Here is a 20,096-nt window from a genome sequence, read left to right on the forward strand (position 1 = left end):
AAAAAGAGGCATCGCATTTGCGATTCGCCTCACATTTTATTTATAAACCGGGATCTCCAAATGAATGCTGTAGTTGTTCAACAAGCTGTACAGGTTATGAATCTGGCTTACCTGCTTGGAGGCCCATCCAATATCTGTGGCGTATTGGTGTGATGGGTAGCCAAGTGCTTCGGCAGCCAATGGATTCCATCGCATTTTATAAATGGTATCCTGCTTTTTGTTGATGTAGCCCATAGAGATGAAGCGTGCCCCGCCGACAATCGCGTCTTCCAGGGTGAACCAGCCCGCATTATACGCGTAGGCTGCCCCGTTTTGAACAGCATTGCCGTCATTAGCCCCGATTCCGTAAATGTTATACACGGTTCTTCCCCTATATTGGATGCCTCTGGCCAGCTGTGACGTGCCATTCCCTGTTTCAAGCAAAGAATGGGAAATCAAATAAATATCGTTCACTCCGTATAGGTTGCCTGCTTTAATAAAAGAAGAAGCTCTTCCTTCCAGAATGCCTTTGCCGGAAAGAATACGCTCGTTGACTTCAGCCGCATTAAGGTTGGCGGTCTGCGATAGTTTCACAAATTGATAGGATTTCACAGGATCGTTCTTAAAGTTGCTGGGATCGAGATAATACTTCACGTCCTCAGGACTGGCATTGACCCACGTATCCTTGATTTCCACCTGATACCAGATATGGCCATCCGAACCTTTCACACTCGACAGAATTTTCAGCTGCTCTCCCCTTCTGACCGTCGTGATTTTCCAATAATCTGCGCCCACTCCTCCGCGAATGTTCCAATCTCCAAGCACCGTACCATAAATCGAGCTTGTCATCCGGATAGCGTCCTCACGGATATACCCTTTGTATTTTTGGTTTGTTTGTGGTGAAGCACTCATCTGAAGCTTCACCATTTCATCGAGGGTAAGATTATATTTCTGTCTGGTTTTAGAAATCAAGATACCCTCAGGAGAAGCTGACTTTTCCTTCAAATAGGAAGTACTGACATAGCCTGTCTTGCCGTTGGCCGAGATTTTGGACCAGGTGCCTGATTGGGAAAGGATCGTAACGGCTGTATTCTTTGCCAGCTTAGCAATGATTGAATATGTTGTTCCGGGACCTGATCTCACATTCAGCATTGAAGAAGCGTCCACAGCCACAAACCGAACGATCGGTTCAGGCTCGGAAGGCTTTGGAGCAGGAGAAGGTGTCGTTGTATTTTGCGGCTTGGTGGTGGTGAGGTATTTTATCGCCACGTAGCCTGTGCTGCTTCCGGCTTTCACCTTCGCCCAGCCGTTGTACTCCGAATAAACGGTCACTTTTGTTCCGCTGCTCAATGTTCTGATGACTGCTGATTTCGTTGTTGCCTCTTTACGCAAATTCAGGGCACCCTTTACCTCAACATACTTTGTCATGGTTTTCGTTTCAGGTGGTGTAGCTGGTGTCGGTTTTGGAGTACTTCCAGGCTTGGCTGCAACAAGGTATTTTGTGCTCACGTAACCTGTAGTGCTGCCGGTTTTCACCTTGGCCCAGCCACTGGATTCCGAATAAACGGTCACTTCTTCACCATTTTTCAGTATCTGAATAACTGCTGAATGAGTCGTGGCCGCTTTTCTTACGTTTAATGCGCCATCTACTTTTACATATTTCAACGTCGTCTTTGGTTCAGGTGCCGGTGCCGGTTTTGTTGTTTGACCAGGCTTGGCTGCAGTGAGATATTTCGTACTCACATATCCGATGCTTCCGGAAGCTTTGACTTTCGCCCAGCCGTTGGACTCTGAAAAAACCGTCACTTCCACCCTGTCTTTAAGTGTTTTAATGACAGTCGAGCTGGTCGTAGCGGCTTTACGCAGATTCAATGCCCCTTTTACTTTCACGTATTTGGTTGTGGTTTTAGTGGAAGAAACGGTTTCAGGTTTGCTTGTTGATCCCTTTGAAACTATGTTCGTTGGTTTGGATGATGATAGATACTTTGAGCTTACATAGCCATTCTTGCCGTTTGCCTTAATCTTGGCCCAGCCACCCGAATCGGAATAAACCGTCACTTGTGTCCCTTTTGCCAATTTGGCTATGACAGACGCACCTGTGGATGCGCGCTGACGTAAATTCAAAGAACCTTCACTCACCAAAACGTACTTGGTGGTGGTAGTTACTTTCCTGGCAACAGCAGCCGGGGAAATCAGAAATTTGGAGCTGACATAGCCGTACCTGTTTCCTGCCTTAAGCTTGGACCAACCTTCTGATTCAGAATAAACGGTTACCTGTACATCTTTAACCAGCTTTCCAATGATGGGAGAATTGGTGTCAGCGCTTTTGCGAATGTTAAGGCTTGAACCCGACCCCACATTCACCACCTTCCTCTTAAGTTCTTGTGCTGATGCGGAATCCGCTCCAATTGACTGATATAAGGCTGCGGTAGAAAGCACAGCAAAATAAAAACCCGGGATGACTAATTTCTTCATTTCATTCTCCTCTGCCTGTGTAGTCTTGAATCAGACGATAATATCCGACTCTCTCCTTCATATCGGAAAGTTTCAGCAGAGGTTTAACCAAAAACACAAGAATAATAGTGAAATTCACCATAGAAATTATTTATTTTTATGGTACACTAGTGAAAATTTAGTTGGGGGGGAATTCCAATGGAAGCTGTATCCATACTTTCATTTCTGGCAGCGGCCATCGTGCTGACCATTATGCCCGGGCCTGATAATCTGTTCGTTTTGGCCCAAAGCATAGCGAAAGGCAAAAAAGCCGGCATCAGCACATCTCTCGGCCTTTGCACCGGTCTCATCGTTCATATCACTGCAGTCACCGTGGGTTTATCCGCCGTCATCTATCAATCTGCGATTATATTCTCGATCATCAAATATGCGGGAGCAGCCTATCTATTATTTCTGGCCTATAAGTCGTTCCGGGAAAAAGACAGCCAGATTAATCTTGCCAGCGGCGATACATTGAATTATTCTGCACTTTATAAACGGGGCATTATTATGAACGTGCTAAACCCTAAGGTATCCCTGTTTTTTCTGGCCTTTCTGCCGCAGTTTGTAAATTACAAAAGCGGACATGTCTCTCTGCAAATGCTCACATACGGGATTCTATTCCTGCTTCAGGCATTGCTGCTCTTTACATTGTTCAGTATTTTTGCAGAAAAGGCCGGAAGCTTTTTACGCAAGAATCCAAGAGTGTCCGGTAAAATCAACTTTATTCAAGGCAGTTTGTTTACACTGATTGGTCTTAAAATTGCGTTTAGCCAAAGATGAGAAAATGCACCCCCTGATTATATAGGAGGTGCATTTTTTCAGCGTCTATTAATCTCGTTAATCCTGGCTAAGTCCACTTTTGGCTTTCGGTCTTCTGTCAGCAGCCCGTTCACTTCCTGCTGTACATCCGTGGTCTGGGTGTAACAGAACCCGCATACATAATCCAGGCTCATGATGGCCTTTGTAATTGAAGCATAGCGGTCAAGGAACTCGTTTTCGCTTTTCACCTGGTCACCATAGCCCCAGCCTTCTTCGGATGTAAACGCGATCCCGCCGTACTCGCTGATAATGATTGGCTGCCCCTTATATTCATACCCCTGGGCCATGGCATGCTTGGATTTGTTAAAGGCAATCTCATTTCCCACCACCTTTTCCTTATCCTGATAACGGTTAAGAAACTCGTCTCCGTATTCCACATAATCATGAAGGGTAATGATGTCTGACACCGTATGCTCCCAGCCATCATTCACAATGACCGGCCGCATGCTGTCGATCGCTTTCGTGAGATGATAGATGCCTTCGGTAAACTTCTGCTGCTTTTCATTGGTAAGAATGTTCTTTACACCCCATGATTCATTGAACGGAGTCCACGTAATAATGCTCGGATGATTGTACTGCTGCCGGACCACCTCAAGCCATTCTTCTGTAAAATTCTGAACTGCATCGTCAGAGAAAGCATAAGCGGCCGCCATTTCCGACCAAACAAGCAAGCCCTTTTTGTCGGCCCAATAAAGAAAGCGCTGGTCTTCCACCTTCATGTGTTTCCGTACACCATTGAAGCCCATTTCCAGCGTTTTTTCGATATCCAGAATGATGGCTTCCTCTGACGGCGGCGTTAAATGGGATTCATCCCAATATCCCTGATCCAGAAGCAGCTTTTGATAAATCGGAACGTTATTTAATAAAACATTTCCGTTTTGAATGGATACCTTTCGCATACCGAAATAGGACTGCACCCGGTCAAGCTCCTCATCCCCATTATAGAGAGTGAATTCCACGTCATACAGATGCGGATGCTGCGGACTCCAATGCATCACTTTCCATTCATGGATTTCACTGGCGAGATTTACCTTCATCCTGGCCTGCTCCCGATCCGCATTCAGGCTGAACTCCGTTACCGGCTTACCATCAAAGGTAATTGCTGTTTTCAAGGTAACATTTTGCTGCCGGGCGACATCAACCAGCTTGTACTCGAACTCCACAGAGTCGGCATCCAGATCCGGCGTCATTTTAACGTCCCGGATATGGGTTTTATGCAAGAATTCGAGCCAGACGGTTTGCCAGATTCCTGTGGTTTGTACATACCAGCAGCCGAAATTTTTATCGATCCACCGCTGCTTTCCACGAGGCTGATGCTCACTCAGACTGTCTTCGATTTTCACTACCAGATTGTTTTCTCTTTCTTCATCATTAATATAGTTCGTGATGTCGAAGGAAAAGGCTGTATATCCTCCCTTATGCTCACCGGCAAACATACCGTTCACCCATACCTTTGTCACATAGTCGGCACCCTGAAAATGAAGGATGACGCGCTGGCCTGTAAATTCCCTTGGCACGGTAACTGACTTTTGGTACCAGACATATGGACAAAACGTTTCCTCATGAATGCCGCTCGCCTTCGTTTCATATGTAAAAGGCACAATAATTTTCTGGTTAAGATCGGTTTTCTTGTACCATTCTTCTTTTTCACCCGCATTCTGATGGTCAAATTGAAAGTTCCATTCTCCATTCAGATTCAGCCAGTCATTTCGTTGGAATTGAGGGCGAGGATATTCTTTTCTTACCGTTGCTTCCATTAATAACAGCTCCTTGATTGATTAATAGGGTTTGGAGGTGACATGCAGCCTCGAAATGGTTTTGTTTTTTGCAAGTGCCAGTATTCCAGCGGAGAGAAAAAGGACCGCACCGATAAAATCCATCAGAAAGTAGGAAGAGACACCGAGCACGAGAAACCAGACCGAGCGTCTGACCTCCACTACGTCATCCTTCAGGGACCGGACCAGATAGAGATTGAAGATGCCCAAGATCACGAAAAACATGCCAAAGGTGACAGTAAAGCTATATAGACTTCCGAATAATGACTGCATGGCTTTCATTTGCGCAAAGCTTGTGTCTTGGATGCTGCTGCCCTTTGATTTGATATAGGATCCATATGCAAAAATGGTAAGCAGACCCGAGAAAATCTGCCAGATGGACCCAATAGCGACGAGCTTCCGTTCGAGTTTTCGGTTCATAGCGATTCCCTCCTATCCTTTTACACCGGATGTGAGTGACATGGACTGCAGGAAATAACGCTGTGTGAAGAGATACAAAATAAAGGTCGGAACGATGGCGATAAGAGCGGCTGACATGGCATGCCCGATATCGGTGACATACATTCCCTGCAGCAGCTGCAAGCCCGGTGTGATCGGCATCCGGTCAATATCGTTGAACACGATGGACGGCCACAAAAAGTCGTTCCAGGAACTCGTAAAAGTAAACAGCGCAACTACCGTCAGAACCGGTTTAATGAGCGGCAGGGTCACCTTCGTGTAAATCTGGAAATCATTCGCGCCGTCGATCCGGGCTGATTCATCGAGCTCCAACGGGATGCCGATCATGAACTGCCGGACGAGAAAAACGTTAAATACTGCTGCCGCTCCAGGCACAATGGCCGCCCAATAGGTGTTAACCCATCCAAGGGTATCAATGATTTTATAAAGCGGAATCAAGTTCACAACCGCCGGGAACATCATGGATGCCAGCAGGAAGGAGAACAGCCAGTCCCTGCCTTTAAACCGCAGCCGGGTATAGCCGTAGGCTGCCATGGAAACGACCACAAGAACGAGAACGGTCTGCGTCACGGAAATGATCATCGAATTCATGAACCACTTGGCGACGGGTGTACTTGAATTATCAAATAGAAGGTCCTGATAGTTAGTAATGACCCAATGTACGGGAAGCATGCTGAAGCCAAACGTTTGGATATCGACCTCGTCTTTAAAGGATGAAAGAAAGGCCCATGCCAGAGGAAAAATCCAAATCAACGTCATGCACAGCAAAAATACAAAGGAAATAAGGGTGGAGATGTTTAATTTTTTCAAGCTGTTCCGCCTCCTACTTCTTTTCTCTCAACAAGAAGAATTGAATGATTGAGACTGCCATGATGCAGAGCCCGAGAATGACCGCCATCGCCGAGCCAATGCCGGCAATCGATTGGCCGGATCCAAACGCATTCTGCTGGATGTACATAAGAAGTACCGTTGTTGAACTCGAAGGTCCCCCCTTTGTCAGCATGAGCGCCTGTCCGTAAATGTTAAATTGGGCAATCGTTGTGATGACCACAGTAAACAGAAGCTGGTTCTTGATGCTTGGCAAGGTGATGTGAAAAAACTTCTGGATTCTGCCTGCTCCATCGAGCGAAGCCGCTTCATAATAATCTTTTGATACACCGTTCAATGCCGCCTGATAGATGATCATGTTTCCTCCGATTCCCCACCATACGGTTACCACCACGAGCGCAACCCACGCATACGGCTGTGTGCCCAGCCAGTTTGGCGCAGAAGAAAAATAATGATTGATGGGACCAAACGAAACGTTAAACATCATCGACCAGATGATCATGACCGCCGAAATGGAAAACAAGACAGGCAGATAAAAGATTGCTTGAAACAGCTTGCTTCCTTTTGGCTTTACATGCAGCGCCGCTGCCAGCATCAACGGAATGATGATACATGCCGGGACAGTAAAGACTACAAACTTGAACGTATTACCAAGCCCCGTATGAAGCTGGGCGTAAAAGGTGGATTCCTTGTTAAAAAGAATCTCTTTGTAGTTTTGCAGCCCAACAAACTCCGGCGTGTTGATCAGGTCCCAATTCGTAAACGATATATATACGCCAAAAAAGATCGGAATCAAAAAGAATAGGGCAAACAGCAGCATGTGCGGCCCGATGAAAACCATCGGCATCACATTGAATCCTTTTCGGCGCGGTTTCAGACTGACAGGTGACAGCACATCGACTCTCTTGTTTTCTGATAGTTTTACATCCATATTTTCTCTCCTGTTCTCATTTAGTAGAGGGCACTAGAGATACTCCCCTGTGCCCCCTCCTGGAGACCGGCCGGTTACTTGTCCTGGGCAATCTTGTCTTCTACTGTTTTTTGCGCACTTTTCAACGCTTTATGAATGTCGAGTTTTCCAAAGACCGTATCATTGCCAATCTTATCGAGCTGTTCAGAGACATAGCCGTTGTATTTGTAGTCGAAGATTTTCAGAGACTTCTGTTCGGTCGCATCCTTCACAAGGAATGATTGCGGCATCTTTTGATAGTCAGGGTTATCAAGGGTTGCCAATGCAGCAGGGTTTTGTCCCGCTTCTGCCCATGGAAGTGAATTGTCCTTCACCCAGTCAATGAACTTCATAATTCCCTCTGTTTTCTTTTTGTCGCGTTCCGGATTTTTCAAAAGTACAAACTGGTGGGAAGAGCTCCAGTTCACCATCTTGTTCTTGTCATCACTGAGCTGAGGAAAGTTGGTCATGCCCCAGTTCAAATTCTTGGCGGATTTCACGTCATTCTGCATCCAGATGCCTTCTGCGTAAAAAATGGCTTTTCCAGACTTAAAGGTTTGGCCGGCATCCTGGCCGTCTTTATTGGTAATGCCTGATTTGACCAGATCATTGTACAGCTTAAGCGTATCAGCTGCTTTATCCGTATCCAGTGTCGGCTTGGTGCCATCGCTTGTGATGCTGCCGCCCATTTGGCTGTACACCGAAAGGAAGGTTGGCTTCATCCAGGTAACCGGCATGGCAATGATTTTATCCTTTTTCGCTTTGGCTCCTGCTGCCTTGATCTCATCGTAGGTTACAATGTTGTCGTCCAAGGCGTTTGGTGCGTATTTTTTCACCAAATCCTTGTTGTAGTACATGACAAAGCTATGTACATCCAACGGAACGCTGTATCGCTTATTATTCAGGCTTCCGATATCCCAGCCTGATTTAATATAATTTTCCGCTTTAATATCAGGATACTTGGAAAGGTAATCATCCATCGGAACCAGCATGTCCTTGTCTACGAATTGCTTGATCCGTTCTGCATGGACAATATTTAAATCAGGAATGTTTCTCTTGGAGTTAACAACCGTGGGGATTTTGGCATACATATCGCCTTCTGCCAGCGAAATATTTTTTACTTTATACTTTGGATTGGTCTTATTGTAGGCATCGACCATCATCTTCATGTTTTTTCCGTCAGGACCAGTGAACGGGTTCCAGAAGACAATTTCGTTCTTCCCACCGGCTGAACCTGATGATGACTTTGAGCTGCACGCTCCTAAGGAAAGCAGTAAAACAAGTAAAACGAAACCGCTGACGATTACTCTTACCTTCTTATTCATATTGATCTCCCCTTATCTGTTTTATTAAAGCGCTTACATAAGTGACATACTAAAAAAACAGCTTCTCAATTACTCCTTGTAAGAACCTCCTTTTTCCTAATATTCCGATAATTTATAGTGCTCGTCTTAGCTGCAGATCCTGTTAGTTTTCATGCTTTTGATTAATACAAATATACTGTTTGAAACATAATATCTGTATTAATTGTTAAGATAAACCTTTCCTTTTGATAAGTCAATATCTTTTTTAATTGGGGATTTATTGTTCAAACCCTAAAATTGTCTTTGTACAATCGTGTTTATATTTTATGATTGACCCATAAGTGAACGTGTTCATAACCAAACAGATAGGGGTTGCTTTACATTGCTTGAATTAACCATTGACGAATCCGATACACTGATCAAGGTGGCTCATGCACTTTCATCCAAAGTGCGAATTGATATTCTAAAATTATTAAATCAAAAGAAAATGAACGTGAATGAAATTGCCGAAGAACTGAATCTGGCAGTTTCCACTATTGCCTTAAACGTCCGTGTCTTGGAAAAAGCGGGAATTATTTATACAGAAGTGCTCCCGGCAACCAGAGGAACCATGAAGGTATGCTCACGAGTATTCGATGATATTCATATGGATCTGAGGATGAACTACAATTACGAGATCAAGGAAAATGTCTATGAGCTGGAGATGCCAATCGGCCATTATACCGATTCGGATATTTCGCCTACCTGCGGCATCATTACAACAAACGGTGTGCTTGATCCTTTTGATGAGCCGGAACTGTTTTATCACCCCGAGCGCGTGAATTCCCAGTTGATCTGGTTTCGAAAAGGGTATGTGGACTACCGGTTTCCGTTGCAACTGCCGCCAAAAGCAAACATTCAATCGGTGCAATTTTCCATGGAACTCTGTTCGGAAGCTCCCCAATACAACCATGAGTGGCCATCGGATATCACCATCTGGGTAAACAACAAGGAAATTTGTACCTGGACCTGTCCGGGGGACTTCGGGGAACGAAAAGGAAAGCTGAATCCGGTCTGGTTTCCTACCGACGGCCACACCCAGTACGGACTCCTGAAAACGTGGAAAATCAATTGGGAAGGAAGTTATCTTGACGAAGTGCGGGTATCGGATGTGACGCTAAAGGACGTTCTTGTGGACAAGCAAAAGTATTTGAACTTCAGAGTGGGTATTAAATCGGACGCTGCCCACATTGGCGGAATCAACCTGTTTGGTAACATGCTGGGGGATTACCCGCAGGATATCTTGATGAGGATTTTATATTCTTGAATGTTATATCAGGAAAATAAAAAGAGCCATTCTCTGAGTTGGGAGAATGGCTTGTTTTTAACCATTTAAAACATGTCAGACAGCTGATTAAACGCAAGGAATAAAAATAACCCTATGCACAATATGAACACCGTGTTGCTCACCCAGGTGTTCCGATGATCTTTTTCTACGCGCTTGGAGTTGAGCAAAACGAACAAGGAAATAACCAAAAATGGCATAAACGTTGCTCCCAGTACCCCGTATCCAATAATAAGGGCTACCGGTTCCCCGATAAAAAGAAGAAGCATCGATGGGAACGTCAGCAGAAACAAGTAAAATTGGTAGGATTTCGTTTTCTCCAGTGAGACTGTCGACTTTTTCTCTTTTTTAACCGTTCGTACAAAATCAGCAAACAGATAAGGCAATCCATTCCATGGTCCCAGTAATGAAGTGAAGGAAGCAGACCAGAAACCGATTAAAAATAACCAGCGTACACCTGAGCCCATGTCTTCACCAAGCAAATTCGAAAGCTGAATCAGTCCTTGTTCTCCATTCAGTTTAATCTCAGTTCCATATAAAAATTGAGCCCCGATGACGAGGACCGATAAAGAGAATATTGTCGTTACAGTATAAGCCACTTTGGAATCTATTCTCATGGCCGGAATCCAGGATTTCCCGCTCCACCCTTTCTCCTTCAGCCAATAGCCGTAGGAGACCATAGATATCGTACCGCCCACTCCCCCAATCAGGCCAAGTACATTAAACAGTGACCCTTCTGGGACTTGGGGTACGATCCCGGTTGCGATATTCAGCAAATTAGGGGCTGTCATTACTGCGGTTCCAACAACCGTCACAAACATGACACCCACCAGAACCGTCATGATCCGTTCGAAAACAGAGTATCTTCCAAACAGAACGAGCACATACCCTGCAATAGAATGGATAATGGCCCATGCCCACAAGGGAAGAACAGGAAACATGGCGGTCATGGCTAAAGCACACGAAGAAGCAATTGCTGCGCCATAGACCACTGCAAAAATAACAGAATATATTCCAAAATAGCCTGTGATCCAGCGACCTAAGGAGTGCCATCCTTCCAAAATTGTTTTGCCTGTAGCCAATTGGAAACGTCCCATACTTTCATTAATAAAATACTTAAAAACCGCTCCCAAAACGATGGCCCAGACAAAGGTCATGCCAAATGCTGCGCCGGCAACCAAGGCAGCTACTAAATCGCCAGCTCCTACGCCTGTAGCAGCAGTAATCAGCCCGGGGCCAACCATGCTTATTTTCTTCTTAAGTGAAACCGGCTTCGCTGGAGCCATTTCCATATGTAATTCATTCCTCATTGATCTTCCTCCTTTTCACTAGTGAATAGCTTCTGCGGAGTCTCGGTGTGAGGTACAGGTATGTTAATAATCTCAAGTAAATACCGGTTAGCTGTTTTTCACCTCCTAAATGAAATGTAATAGCATTCTTAGATAAAAAGTAACAACGGGTTGGTTTAAAGCAGATGCATATACGTTTGTTAGATAAATACGCACTTTACATTAACAAACGTAATATCCACTGATTATATACGAAAAGCTTCAGTATGTATATAAGTTGATTAAATATTTAGAATATTTAATCGAATAGATACTTTATCAGCCAGTATCAGGTTGACAGGACACCAATGTCTGTCAGATTATAAATTAGACACCAAACGGTAATGATGCATACTGCAATCAAAAAATAGAAAAGGAGTGTTGCTTGATGACCAACCCAAAGGTTGAAGCATTTTTTGTCAGGGCCAAAAAGTGGAAGGAAGAATTCGAGAAGCTGAGAAGTATCGTTCTTGGCTGTGAAGAACTGACCGAAGAATTCAAGTGGATGCATCCTTGTTACACATATGAAGAAAAAAATGTTGTTTTAATGCACGGGTTTAAGGAATATTGTGCCCTTCTGTTCCACAAAGGTGCCCTGCTGCAGGATCCACATGGAATTCTTATCCAACAAACCGAGAATGTACAGGCAGCACGTCAGATTCGCTTTACCAATGTGCAAGAGATTGCTGACTTGGAGTCTGTCATAAAGGAGTATATTCAACAAGCGATCGAAGTGGAAAAAGCCGGTTTGTCCGTCGACTTTAAAGAGAGTAAAGAATTCACCATCCCTGAAGAACTTCAATTGAAATTCGATGAAAACCCTGACTTGAAGACCGCTTTTCAAGACTTGACCCCCGGACGTCAAAGAGCATATGTGCTTTATTTCTCCCAGGCGAAGCAGCCGAAAACCCGACTTTCGAGAGTGGAGAAATACACACAGCACATCCTTGAGGGTAAGGGATTAAATGATAAGTGATGTTGAGTAAACAGCAGAGGAAAACTCTCTGCTGTTATTTGTTCTTTTTGGAAAAAGCACCGGCAAGAAAACTGAATATTCAAATACGCTTAATTCTCTTCAGTTTTTGCCCAATTATTTAAAATTACGCTTAATTATTCCTACTTCCCTCTCAATTCCATCAAGTTTCGCCCAATAAGTATAAAAGAGAAAAAGCCTCTCCCTTTTTGGGCAGAGGCTTTAACACTATTCCTATTAAACTTTAAACGTTTCCCGCAAATTCTCATGATTGACAGCAGTGATTTCAAAGGCAAACATCCGAAAGACGAGCTGCACGAACAGTCCGAGACCAAAAGCGGTAATCACTGTCCCGGGACCCAACGGACCTCCGAGCAGCCAGCCAACCACTGCGATCGAGCATTCCAGCGATGAACGGCATACACCGATGGGAAGGCCAGTTCGCCTGCGAATGGAAACCATGAGCGAATCACGCGGCCCTGCCCCAAACCCGGATCCTATGTAAAAATAACTGCCGAGTGCAGTGGTGAACAGGCCGAGCAACACAAATCCCAGACTCCCCGGCAAACCGTTTGCCTTTGGCAGGAGATTCGTCCAAAGGATAAAATCCATAAAAACCCCGATCAGTGTCATGTTTGCAAGTGTCCCAATACCGATCTTTTCTTTCAGCAGCATGATCAACAAAACGATGACAACACTCACAAGAATTGTCGCCTGCCCAATCGTCAGCGGCATCCAGTTTGTGAGTCCCGCCTGAAATACCTCCCACGGGCCAAAGCCCAAATTCCCTTTCATGACGAGTACCGACCCGAGCGCAAACAAAAAAAGACCGAATATAAGCCTGGCGATTCGTAAACCCTTGTTCATTCCCTTTTCCCCGTTTCTGATATGTATGAATAAATTATACGCTCTATAGTCGCAAAATTATAATAAGTTGCTTCATTAAAGGGAAAAATCCATCTTCTTCACAAAAGCAAAACCAAAGCATAAGCTAGTACATAATGGCGTAAAGAGGGAAAATAATGAGGAAAGCGAAAACTTGTGTTTGTCATTTATTAAATAGGTTTACTAGGGGAACCGTCCTTGATTTAATTTCAAATAATGGACAAGGTGTTATTCGGATTGTTTTTTTAAGTGTAAACCAAGAACGGATAACGGGACATATAAATGGCTCCATCGTTATGTTTGATTGTATTAGTATTGCGGGTTTTTCCACAGTGGTCCAACCACCTGTAGTCCAAGCACCAAGTTCGGACTGCGCAGTCTATCAACCTGGACAAACCCTCCCTATCCCAACAAACCTGCCACTTATAAATGAAGTAGATTTCACAGCTAAAACAACAAATTCTGGAGATACCGGTACCTTATGTATAGAAGCTACTGGAAGAACTCCTTTTACACTATCTATAACTGATCAGTTCATAACTTATTTGATAATTTTTGGATTCCCTCCAATACCACCGAGCGGAGTTACTATTACAAATTGCGGAAGTACACCAGTTACTGTTTGTAACATCAGTACTTTGATATAGATGTTATTCGGCTAATCAGCAAGTTTAATTCTCATGTTCAACAAGAAATTTCCTATTATATCCTTCACATTTGCAGGAGTTCTGTCTATTAAAAATGAATGTAATAGATTGGAATCTACCAACAAGGGGGAAAAATACATTGAACAGCCCTGTATTAAACGAGATTGGAACCGTTTTTATTCCTGTAAGTAATATTGAACGCGCAAGGGATTGGTATTGTGATCTGTTAGGTGTACAAGCTGATGGTGAAGTTCAGTTTGGGCATATCTATGTTCTTCCTATGAAAGGTGCGGGAATCGTACTGGATAGCAAGATTTACTCAAAGGACGCTATCACAAAAACACCGTTGTTCCACTTCAATACTCATCACATTGAGGACGCCTATGCTTATATGTTAAACAAGAACGTAGATGGATTGACGGAGATCCAGCATGATCATTATTTTAATTTTCAGGACCCGGACGGCAACTGCCTGATGGTTTGTAAATGTTAAGGAGGAGGCATGTCTTTGATTCAGCTTATACAAATTAACGCAGAAAACTACCGGGAAGCACTGGAGCTTTCCGTGCATCCCGATCAAGGAAGATTTGTTGCCTCAGCTACACCGCCGGTTGCCATGGCACTGGCGAAAGCCTACATACGTCCGGAGAACCGGGTGGTTGAGCCCTATGGCATCTGTCATCACGACGAGCTGGTAGGATTTTTGAACCTGCATTATACGCCAGAAAGCCAGGACGATTATTGGATCTTTCACTTCTTTATTGATAAAAGGTTCCAGCGAAGCGGCTTTGGTGCTCAAGCCTTACATGAAGTGATCAAAAAGATGAAGCAGCAGCATCCCCAGACCCGCCGCTTGCGCCTGACGGTTCATCCCGAAAACCTGTCAGCGCAATCCTTTTATAAGAAATTCGGGTTTAAAGACGACGGTATTCTTACTTACGGAGATCCTACTTATTCTTATTTCTTTTAGACGTGTCACCCAGCCAGTGGCGTTTTCTTCTTTTGATGACGGGAATTTAAAGCTATAAGACATTAGGTAGGGGGAACTGAACATGAAGGGTAAAAATCAGCTTTATCGCGATTTCACCGACAAAAACAATGGTTTATCCAGTACGCAAGAGGTTCTCTACAAAAAAGCGTTCAAAAAGGCCGCAAAGGCGGATCAAAGCAATAAGTAACAAAGAAACAGGCTGCGACGAGATCGCAGCCTGTTTTTAATGTTCGCTCCATGGATCCTTCACGAGCATGGGGCCATTCTCCGTTTTCAGCAGCAGGGATTCCTGTCCGCGGCTGTATTCGGCGAGCGAACAGGAACCCTTTCCTGTTTCCACTTGAACATCAATATGCACAGGAAACTGACTGAGTTCCTGGATTAACCTCTTTGCCTTTTCCACTGGCAGAGTCTGGTCGCAGCGAATAACGAGATCAAGATCGCTCCCAGAGTGAGCCGTATCGAGACCTGAGGCAAGCTCAAATCCTACACTCCCCGTGGGTCCCCAGGCCATTTCTTCTGAGGCCATTAACTCGTCCACCCGGTCAAGCACCTCGATCGCCACGATCGAAAGCCTTCGGTCGGTCTTTTTCCAAGGCTTCTCTTCTGCCAGCTGTTCTGGTGAAATCACGATGGAGCATTCTTCTACTGGTAAAAAACAGCCAAACCGTTGGCTTCGTGTCTCCCCCCTGATTCCCACCGGGATCCTGCCTTCGAATCCCGCAGCCCGGCGGACTACCACAAATGGTTTAGCGGCAAGTTCCCCCCCGACCCACTGCGGCACATCGGTCAGGCAGACCAGTTTAGACAAGTCATCAACGCGAATAAGGTCATGCGTTTTTATTTCCATTGTTCCGCCAGCTTCTTTCTCACGTCGATTGAAGCTCTTCTTCCGCCATTTACTGCGTTTTCCGAGGTCAGCCGGTTTTTCAGGTTTGGTCCGCCTTCTCGAATTTCTTTTATCGTTTCCACGATTTTCTCACGCACGGTTTCCACCTCTTCTTCTGCGGGTGAGTCGGCATCAATACCGCTGATCAAGGATGCGAGTGCTCCAAGGCTGTTAAAGGAATGGATATCATAAGCCATGGCCGGAACCTTTTTCGTCGCTTCTTCAAGTTCCTCGATCGTCCGGCGTGTGACACGGGCGGCCGATTGCTTGGACATCGCATGTACATTCACTCCCGCATCATCGAATGCGAGGATGCGGTTCGCCTGGAAACCGTGGGACAAGAAGGCCCCGGAAATTGCGTTTCCGACGATCAGGGCGATGACCGGATGGCCATGAAGCCTTGCGGTGGTATACGCATTGACTGCAGCCGCACACGCCTGATGAAGTCCAAACAGCTCTTCCTTATGGCCGTATGCCTGGCTCGGCACATCAATGATGGCCACAATCGGGCGTGGAGTCCCGCCTTCGCCCTCGTCCGCTTCCATTGCTTCCCTGACATAATGAGCGATACTCCAGCCTTCAAGAAGACCAACTTCCCCGTGACGGACCCGTGGAAAGCGGTGGTGAGCATCCGGGACGATCGAAAGGAAGCGGGCATTTTCCTCTCCGAGCTTCGCATCCGCACATAGAAACGACGGTACATCCTCACTCAAGGATGGCTGGTTTCCTGTTAACGCTTGAAACCATGTCCGTCCCCTGCTCGGTTCTGCTTCAGAGGATAAAGGTGCAGGCTCAAATTCAGGTGATCCTTGCTGGTTGATGAATTCCCTGGCACTTGCCGGGCTCCATTCTGCTGTCGGGTCCACGCTTTTAATGAGAGAAAAATATTGATCCACCTGAGCGCTTCTTGGCTCATCTTCTGCCGGCTGCATGAAGGATACGATACCGTCTTTTATGATCTCCACATCATCGTCCGCCAGGATGTCGGCAAATCCGGTTGCGACACGCTGTGCACCGCCGATCGTTCCCCAGATGAGCGGCCGGTCAGTCGAATCGAATTCCTCCAATCCAGCTTCCTGCTCGATCACTTCAGGACCGTTAAGACCCAGGCGGCCTTCACGTGTCATAATCAGTCTCGAGCAAAGGCCAGCGATGATCGACATGCCGCCAAAGCAGCCGACTTTACCAGGGATGACACCAATGACGGGCACCCAGTCACGCAGTTCAACGATGGCCGAGCCGATTTCGGCGATGGACATCAAGCCGTAATTCGCTTCCTGAAGACGGACGCCGCCGGTATCAAAGAGGATGACCGGATAGATTGTCCGGCCTTCCCGATTATCTTTTATCGCGAGCTCCAGTGCACCGGCAATCTTGCTTCCTGAAACCTCACCGATGCCGCCGCCCTGGAATGCGCCTTCAATGGAGATAACGAGTGTTCGTTTGCCGTCGATCTTCCCTTGAGCAATGACAACCCCGTCATCGTTTTGCGGGATGATTCCCTGAGGCTCAAGATGAGGCGACTTTACCCGCTGAAACGGGTCAAGCAGTTCGTGGTAAGTTCCTTCATCAAGCAGCGATTGTACCCGCTCCCTTGCATTCAGTTCAGCCAAACTCAGTTTAAGCAGGTTCATGGTCAGTGCTCACCTCCAATGCCTGTGCGAGACGGATCGATACGACGCCCGGTGTGGCGCCAAAATCGTTGATCTCAATGTTTACGGCTACCGGATGGGTCGCAAAAAAGCGCTGAAGCACCTTCTCCCAGGTGTCTCCAAATCCTTCGCTTCCCGTCCGGATGGTCACGCTCGCTTTTTGATCGGTTGACGGTTCCAGCAGCACTTCCAGGTCACCTGATGCCACTACACCAACATGCGCACGCTTGTGGCATTCTTCCATTGCTTCATATTCAAAATGTAACGTTTCCAACTGCCACTCCTCCTTTTAAGCTTCTCTCTTTTTGTAGGGCATCCAAGAACAACACCGCGGCCAGCAGGTCGGCACTGCCTCCCGGGGAGACAAATAGCTCCATCATTGTTTCGTCCAGTCTGATTAACGCCAGACGCCCTGCGTTTGTCGAAGTGCCCCCGCTTTTCAGCACTTCATTGGCACCGTTCTTAACCGCCTGGAGCGCCTCCATTCCGCCGCGGTGCAGGATGCATGTATCATCCAGTTCACTCATGATCGCCAGAAGAACATCCAGCCTGGCATTAGTTTCTGGGATCCCGTTTCTTCGTGCCTGTTGTAAAAACGGAAGACCGATGTTACAAACATGCGGAAAATTGAGCTGAGCTTCGCCCCTTGCTCCGGGAACTTGATAGACGTCTTTCACCTTTGAACCGTTGGTTGAGGCAACAGGACAATAGCGGTCCTGAAAACGGGCAATTCTTCCTGCCCGCTCCGCCACCCCTTCAGTATTGGAAAGTTCAGCATTACCAGCCGCCGCTGAAACCAGCAGCCCAAGGGACCAAATAGCACCTTTATGGGTGTTAATGCCGCCGGTAACACCAAGCATTACCTGCTCTCCCTTTCTTCCGATGACAGCGATGTCTTCACGCAGTGACTGGCTTGGCTCCCTCTCATAAGAAGACTCCGCAATCTTAGTAAAAACTGGTCTCAGGCTCACTGCCGACCGGCGCATCAGTTCAATCGTTAGATCATGATGTGCCCCGTTGTTCTCCTGATCAACAAGTCCCGGCTTTGGCGTGAGGTTCACTTCATCCACTAATGTCTGAACGGCCAGTTCGGCAAGTGTTTCTGCCATCCTTCTCTTTTGATCCATCACCAGCTCCTGAAGCTTGCCGGCGGGTTGTAAAGCCCTTTGGACCAGTCGACGATTTCTTCGACACTTTTTGCAGCGAGCAGGGATCGCTTGGCCTCTGTCCGGTTGATGCCAAGGTCCTCCGGAAACGCCACTAGTCCTTTATCCCGTAATGCCGTGGTCTGTTTCGTGTCATGCTGCAGTCCGATCGGCGTCACGCCGGCTACCGCAGACAATGCCTGGCGCCGCTCTTCCACACTGTCACTTTTATAGAGATAAGCGATGCCTTCTTCTGTTACCACATGTGTTAGGTCATCACCGTAAATCATAACTGGAGCGGTCGCCAGATTCGCCTCTCGTCCGACCTTCACCGCGTCCATTGACTCGACGAACACCGGCTCGTTTCCTTTCTGGAAGGTTTCCACCATCTGGACGACAAGCTTTCTTCCCCGTGCAAGCTCGTCATTGCTTGTTCTCATATCAAGCCATGCTGGTGTGGAGTGACGGCGACCGCGCGGGTCGTGGCCCATGTTCGGCGCGCCGCCAAAGCCTGCGAGCCTTCCGGAGGTAACTGTGGAGGAGTTGCCGTCCCGGTCCATCTGCAGAGTCGAACCGACGAACAAGTCTACTGCATACTGCCCGGCCACCTGGGACATCGCCCTGTTGGAGCGAAGGCTGCCATCTCTTCCGGTAAAAAAGACATCTGGACGCGCCGCGACATACTGCTCCATCCCGACTTCCCCGCCGAAACAGTGAATGCTCTCCACCCAGCCGCTCTCAATTGCCGGAATAAGCGTCGGATGCGGATTAAGCGCCCAGTGCCTGCAGATCTTCCCTTTTAAACCGAGGGATTTTCCATACGTTGGCAGCAGCAGCTCAATCGCCGCCGTATTGTACCCAATCCCATGGTTCAAGGACTGAACCTGATGGCGCTCATACACCCCGCGGATCGTCATCATCGCCATCAGTACCTGCAGATCGGTAATATGCCGGGGATCACGGGTGAACAGCGGCTCGAGCTGATACGGCTTGTCCGCCACCACCACAAAATCGATCCACGAGCCCGGGATATCAACACGCGGAAGCTCGTCCACCAGTTCATTCACCTGGGCGATGACGATGCCGTCCTTAAAGGCTGCGGCCTCGACAATCGTTGGCGTCTCTTCCGTGTTGGCCCCTGTGTACAGGTTGCCGTTCACGTCTCCCTGATCCGCCGCAATCAATGCGACGTTCGGAATGAGGTCGATGAACAAACGGCCGAACAGCTCGAGGTACGTGTGAATTTCACCCATCTTCAGCTTGCCGTCCTCAAGCATCTGGGCGACCCGGAGGCTTTGCTGGCCGGCATAGGCAAAATCAATTTTCTCGGCGATGCCGTATTCAAAAATATCCAGATGCTCCGGCCGGGAGATACTGGACATGATCATATGCAGCTGGTTCACCTTTTGGGGATCCACCTGAGTCAGCACGTGCGACAAAAAGGATGCCTGCTTCTGGTTGTCTCCCTCCAGCACCACCCGGTCCCCCGGAGAGATCAGCATCTCTAGTGCTTCCACCATTTTTTCCGCCGGAAGAATTTTATCTTCCGCCAGCCGGCTGACCTGCAGAATCTTTTTCGCCTTTTTATCTCTACTCGTCGTCCATGAACGTTCTTCGGTTGCTTCGTTTATCATATGATTCTCTCCCTTCCTG

At 46.8% G+C, this 20,096-nt stretch carries 20 protein-coding genes; 7 read left to right on the forward strand and 13 right to left on the reverse strand.

The annotated features are described in order from the left end of the window. Nucleotides 1–36: 36 nt before the first annotated feature. Nucleotides 37–2,454, reverse strand: a complete 2,418-nt coding sequence (locus tag QYB97_RS15690) for an SH3 domain-containing protein (protein ID WP_301166948.1) — start codon at nt 2,452–2,454, stop codon at nt 37–39. Nucleotides 2,455–2,631: 177 nt separating this feature from the next. On the opposite strand from QYB97_RS15690, the gene QYB97_RS15695 reads away from it, so the two are divergent. Then, nucleotides 2,632–3,255, forward strand: a complete 624-nt coding sequence (locus QYB97_RS15695) for a LysE family translocator (protein WP_301166949.1) — start codon at nt 2,632–2,634, stop codon at nt 3,253–3,255. A gap of 38 nt (nt 3,256–3,293) precedes the next feature. Here the strand turns inward: QYB97_RS15695 and QYB97_RS15700 are convergent, their stop codons facing one another. The 5 genes from QYB97_RS15700 to QYB97_RS15720 form a co-directional block, all read right to left on the reverse strand. Next, entirely contained in the window at nt 3,294–5,051 is a 1,758-nt protein-coding gene (locus tag QYB97_RS15700; protein ID WP_301166950.1) for a glycoside hydrolase family 2 protein, read from the reverse strand. 21 nt (nt 5,052–5,072) lie between these two features. Next, nucleotides 5,073–5,489, reverse strand: a complete 417-nt coding sequence (locus tag QYB97_RS15705) for a hypothetical protein (protein WP_301166951.1) — start codon at nt 5,487–5,489, stop codon at nt 5,073–5,075. 12 nt (nt 5,490–5,501) lie between these two features. Continuing rightward, the gene (locus QYB97_RS15710) at nt 5,502–6,338 is read right to left on the reverse strand and encodes a carbohydrate ABC transporter permease (RefSeq protein WP_301166952.1); all 837 of its coding nucleotides are present in this window, start codon (nt 6,336–6,338) and stop codon (nt 5,502–5,504) included. A 13-nt stretch (nt 6,339–6,351) separates the two neighbouring features. After that, nucleotides 6,352–7,197 (reverse strand): carbohydrate ABC transporter permease, encoded by an 846-nt coding sequence (locus tag QYB97_RS15715; RefSeq protein WP_301167068.1) that lies wholly within the window; start codon nt 7,195–7,197, stop codon nt 6,352–6,354. 164 nt (nt 7,198–7,361) lie between these two features. Further along, nucleotides 7,362–8,630: an extracellular solute-binding protein gene (locus QYB97_RS15720; RefSeq protein WP_301166953.1), complete on the reverse strand. Its 1,269-nt coding sequence runs from the start codon at nt 8,628–8,630 to the stop codon at nt 7,362–7,364. A 361-nt stretch (nt 8,631–8,991) separates the two neighbouring features. Between QYB97_RS15720 and QYB97_RS15725 the strand changes: the two genes are divergently transcribed. Beyond that, the gene (locus QYB97_RS15725) at nt 8,992–9,915 is read left to right on the forward strand and encodes an ArsR/SmtB family transcription factor (RefSeq protein ID WP_301166954.1); all 924 of its coding nucleotides are present in this window, start codon (nt 8,992–8,994) and stop codon (nt 9,913–9,915) included. A 65-nt stretch (nt 9,916–9,980) separates the two neighbouring features. Here QYB97_RS15725 and QYB97_RS15730 read toward each other — a convergent pair whose 3' ends face one another. After that, complete coding sequence (locus QYB97_RS15730; RefSeq protein WP_301166955.1) at nt 9,981–11,243, reverse strand: Nramp family divalent metal transporter; 1,263 nt, start codon at nt 11,241–11,243, stop codon at nt 9,981–9,983. A 406-nt stretch (nt 11,244–11,649) separates the two neighbouring features. Between QYB97_RS15730 and QYB97_RS15735 the strand changes: the two genes are divergently transcribed. Next, the gene (locus QYB97_RS15735) at nt 11,650–12,237 is read left to right on the forward strand and encodes a YdeI/OmpD-associated family protein (protein WP_301166956.1); all 588 of its coding nucleotides are present in this window, start codon (nt 11,650–11,652) and stop codon (nt 12,235–12,237) included. Between the two features lie 234 nt (nt 12,238–12,471). Here the strand turns inward: QYB97_RS15735 and QYB97_RS15740 are convergent, their stop codons facing one another. After that, nucleotides 12,472–13,101, reverse strand: coding sequence for a YczE/YyaS/YitT family protein (locus tag QYB97_RS15740; protein ID WP_301166957.1), 630 nt, complete (start codon nt 13,099–13,101; stop codon nt 12,472–12,474). Nucleotides 13,102–13,256: 155 nt separating this feature from the next. Between QYB97_RS15740 and QYB97_RS15745 the strand changes: the two genes are divergently transcribed. The 4 genes from QYB97_RS15745 (at nt 13,257) to QYB97_RS15760 (ending at nt 14,944) form a co-directional block, all read left to right on the forward strand. Beyond that, nucleotides 13,257–13,766: a hypothetical protein gene (locus tag QYB97_RS15745; RefSeq protein WP_301166958.1), complete on the forward strand. Its 510-nt coding sequence runs from the start codon at nt 13,257–13,259 to the stop codon at nt 13,764–13,766. A 139-nt stretch (nt 13,767–13,905) separates the two neighbouring features. Then, nucleotides 13,906–14,259, forward strand: coding sequence for a VOC family protein (locus QYB97_RS15750; RefSeq protein ID WP_301166959.1), 354 nt, complete (start codon nt 13,906–13,908; stop codon nt 14,257–14,259). Between the two features lie 9 nt (nt 14,260–14,268). Then, nucleotides 14,269–14,736 (forward strand): GNAT family N-acetyltransferase, encoded by a 468-nt coding sequence (locus tag QYB97_RS15755; RefSeq protein ID WP_301166960.1) that lies wholly within the window; start codon nt 14,269–14,271, stop codon nt 14,734–14,736. An 82-nt stretch (nt 14,737–14,818) separates the two neighbouring features. Beyond that, nucleotides 14,819–14,944 (forward strand): YfhE family protein, encoded by a 126-nt coding sequence (locus QYB97_RS15760; RefSeq protein WP_301166961.1) that lies wholly within the window; start codon nt 14,819–14,821, stop codon nt 14,942–14,944. 36 nt (nt 14,945–14,980) lie between these two features. On the opposite strand, the gene QYB97_RS15765 is transcribed toward QYB97_RS15760, so the two are convergent. From QYB97_RS15765 to mdcA, 5 genes are read right to left on the reverse strand one after another with little or no spacing between them, the layout of a single operon-like run. Continuing rightward, nucleotides 14,981–15,607, reverse strand: a complete 627-nt coding sequence (locus QYB97_RS15765) for a malonate decarboxylase holo-ACP synthase (protein ID WP_301166962.1) — start codon at nt 15,605–15,607, stop codon at nt 14,981–14,983. Continuing rightward, complete coding sequence (locus QYB97_RS15770; RefSeq protein ID WP_301166963.1) at nt 15,598–17,280, reverse strand: biotin-independent malonate decarboxylase subunit beta; 1,683 nt, start codon at nt 17,278–17,280, stop codon at nt 15,598–15,600. Before QYB97_RS15770 ends, QYB97_RS15765 begins: the two co-directional genes overlap by 10 nt. After that, the gene (locus QYB97_RS15775; RefSeq protein WP_301166964.1) at nt 17,267–17,572 is read right to left on the reverse strand and encodes a malonate decarboxylase subunit delta; all 306 of its coding nucleotides are present in this window, start codon (nt 17,570–17,572) and stop codon (nt 17,267–17,269) included. Before QYB97_RS15775 ends, QYB97_RS15770 begins: the two co-directional genes overlap by 14 nt. Further along, a complete protein-coding gene (locus QYB97_RS15780; RefSeq protein ID WP_301166965.1) occupies nt 17,553–18,425 on the reverse strand; it encodes a triphosphoribosyl-dephospho-CoA synthase in 873 nt (290 codons plus the stop codon). Before QYB97_RS15780 ends, QYB97_RS15775 begins: the two co-directional genes overlap by 20 nt. Beyond that, nucleotides 18,425–20,077, reverse strand: a complete 1,653-nt coding sequence (gene mdcA / locus QYB97_RS15785) for a malonate decarboxylase subunit alpha (RefSeq protein WP_301166966.1) — start codon at nt 20,075–20,077, stop codon at nt 18,425–18,427. The genes QYB97_RS15780 and mdcA overlap by 1 nt, the downstream gene beginning before the upstream one ends. Between the last annotated feature and the right edge of the window lie 19 nt (nt 20,078–20,096).

Origin of the sequence: Fictibacillus fluitans (assembly GCF_030418125.1) — a bacterium.
Taxonomy (GTDB): domain Bacteria; phylum Bacillota; class Bacilli; order Bacillales; family Fictibacillaceae; genus Fictibacillus_C; species Fictibacillus_C fluitans.

Excerpts from the sequence above, each read along its gene's own strand:
- QYB97_RS15715 (WP_301167068.1), bottom strand. The coding sequence starts at position 7,197 with ATGGTTTTCATCGGGCCGCACATGCTGCTGTTTGCCCTATTCTTTTTG.
- QYB97_RS15740 (WP_301166957.1), bottom strand. The coding sequence starts at position 13,101 with ATGAACAAGGGTTTACGAATCGCCAGGCTTATATTCGGTCTTTTTTTG.
- QYB97_RS15770 (WP_301166963.1), bottom strand. The coding sequence starts at position 17,280 with ATGAACCTGCTTAAACTGAGTTTGGCTGAACTGAATGCAAGGGAGCGG.
- QYB97_RS15735 (WP_301166956.1), top strand. The coding sequence starts at position 11,650 with ATGACCAACCCAAAGGTTGAAGCATTTTTTGTCAGGGCCAAAAAGTGG.
- QYB97_RS15695 (WP_301166949.1), top strand. The coding sequence starts at position 2,632 with ATGGAAGCTGTATCCATACTTTCATTTCTGGCAGCGGCCATCGTGCTG.
- QYB97_RS15705 (WP_301166951.1), bottom strand. The coding sequence starts at position 5,489 with ATGAACCGAAAACTCGAACGGAAGCTCGTCGCTATTGGGTCCATCTGG.
- QYB97_RS15690 (WP_301166948.1), bottom strand. The coding sequence starts at position 2,454 with ATGAAGAAATTAGTCATCCCGGGTTTTTATTTTGCTGTGCTTTCTACC.
- QYB97_RS15780 (WP_301166965.1), bottom strand. The coding sequence starts at position 18,425 with ATGGATCAAAAGAGAAGGATGGCAGAAACACTTGCCGAACTGGCCGTT.
- QYB97_RS15765 (WP_301166962.1), bottom strand. The coding sequence starts at position 15,607 with ATGGAAATAAAAACGCATGACCTTATTCGCGTTGATGACTTGTCTAAA.
- mdcA (WP_301166966.1), bottom strand. The coding sequence starts at position 20,077 with ATGATAAACGAAGCAACCGAAGAACGTTCATGGACGACGAGTAGAGAT.
- QYB97_RS15730 (WP_301166955.1), bottom strand. The coding sequence starts at position 11,243 with ATGAGGAATGAATTACATATGGAAATGGCTCCAGCGAAGCCGGTTTCA.
- QYB97_RS15760 (WP_301166961.1), top strand. The coding sequence starts at position 14,819 with ATGAAGGGTAAAAATCAGCTTTATCGCGATTTCACCGACAAAAACAAT.
- QYB97_RS15745 (WP_301166958.1), top strand. The coding sequence starts at position 13,257 with ATGAGGAAAGCGAAAACTTGTGTTTGTCATTTATTAAATAGGTTTACT.
- QYB97_RS15700 (WP_301166950.1), bottom strand. The coding sequence starts at position 5,051 with ATGGAAGCAACGGTAAGAAAAGAATATCCTCGCCCTCAATTCCAACGA.
- QYB97_RS15755 (WP_301166960.1), top strand. The coding sequence starts at position 14,269 with ATGTCTTTGATTCAGCTTATACAAATTAACGCAGAAAACTACCGGGAA.
- QYB97_RS15720 (WP_301166953.1), bottom strand. The coding sequence starts at position 8,630 with ATGAATAAGAAGGTAAGAGTAATCGTCAGCGGTTTCGTTTTACTTGTT.